The sequence below is a fragment of the Streptomyces sp. NPDC054834 genome (assembly GCF_053611185.1).
Genome location: NZ_JBSGZV010000116.1, coordinates 1 through 1,745 on the forward strand (window position 1 = coordinate 1; position 1,745 = coordinate 1,745).

At 66.1% G+C, this 1,745-nt stretch carries 1 pseudogene; it reads left to right on the forward strand.

What is annotated here, in order from left to right:
- Nucleotides 1-61: 61 nt before the first annotated feature.
- Nucleotides 62-1,745, forward strand: a pseudogene (locus tag ACWGJM_RS48975) (ISAzo13 family transposase); the annotation flags it as partial.

Sequence of the window (1,745 nt, forward strand, 5' to 3'; positions counted from 1 at the left end):
CGTCCGGGGGCCCGTATTTCAATAAGTGCTCGGCAGAGGGGTGTTGGTGGGAGTCTGAGATATGACCCCGCGTCTGTCAGACCGCGTTGCCGCTCGTGCTCTGCGGGCCAAGATCGATCAGATCCTGCCGCACTTCGATGAGCGCCGCCGTCGGCTGTACCTGGCCAGTGAGGCTACGGCCCTCGGCCGCGGCGGGATCGTCCGGGTCGCCGCCGCCTCCGGCACCAGCACTGCCACCATCGCGCGAGGTATGGCCGAGTTGGCCGGTCGCTCCTCACCGACCCTGCGGGTCCGGGCTCCAGGCGCCGGCCGCAAGAGGCTGACAGAAACCGACCCTGGTCTGCTGCCCGCGCTGGAGTCGCTGATCGAGCCACACACCCGAGGCGACCCCGTCTCCCCGCTGCGGTGGACCACGCTGTCGTTACGGGCCCTGGCCTCAACCCTCACCACACAGGGCCACCCGATCAGCGCTTCAACCGTCGGACACCTGCTGCACACCCTGGGCTACAGCCTGCAGGGAACCGCGAAGACGACAGAGGGCATCAGCCATCCAGACCGCGATGCCCAGTTCACCCACCTCAATGCCACCGCTACCGAGTTCCTCAACGACGCCCAGCCGGTGATCAGCGTCGACACCAAGGCCAAGGAGTGGCTCGGCAACCGTGACCGGCCCGGTCGCACTTGGCGGCCGGGCAAGAACGCGATCAAGGTGGACTGCCACACGTTCACCACCAACGACCAGCCCATGGCGATCCCCTACGGGATCTACGACATCGCCAACAACAGCGGATGGGTCAACGTCGGCACCGACCACGACACCGCCGAGTTCGCGGTGGAGTCCATCCGACGCTGGTGGCAGCACCGCGGACGGGCGGACCACCCGAATGCTTGCAGGCTCCTGATCACCGCCGACTCCGGCGGCTCCAACGACCCTCGCCGCTGGACCTGGAAGAACAACCTGGCCGCCTTCGCACGGGAAAGCGGTCTGGAGATATCGGTCTGTCACCTACCGCCCGGAACTTCGAAGTGGAACAAGATAGAGCACCGGATGTTCTGTCACATCACCGCGAACTGGCGGGGGCGGCCGCTGACCAGCTACCAGGTCGTCCTCGAGACCATCGCCGCCACAACAACCAAGACCGGACTGACCATCGGGGCCGAACTGGACACAAGCAGCTACTGCCTCGGCATCAGCGTCACACCCGCCGAGTTCCACGCCCTTCCGATCACACCCAACACCTTCCACGGTGACTGGAACTACACACTGTCTCCCGTTCCACCGCGAGCGCCCGACGCGCCGGCAACGACACACCGGATCGACCCGGCCCTGACCGCGATGCTCACCGATCCGGCCCTGACCGGCATGTCACGAACCGCCTTCGAGCATTTGGTGGCGGTCTCGGAGCCATTCTGGGACGCCATGGCCGAGGCAGCATTCCAGCGACGCTTCCACCGCCCGCGCAGCTACCGCCACCCACAGACCAGCAGCGTGGACCACACCCACCGGCTCCTGGCAGCCATCCTGCGCGGCCGCCGAGCGGTGACCATGACATTCCTGGCCCAACTACTCGGCGTCAACCGCACCAACCTGTCCATCCAGTACCAGGACGGAAAACGGCTCCTGGACCTGCACCGGATCCTCGTCACGCCGATACCCGGATCGCCCGCCCGCACATTGGCACAGCTACACACCCGAACAACCCCCGCGCAAACCCGTCGCTGACAGTTATTGAAATACGGGCCCC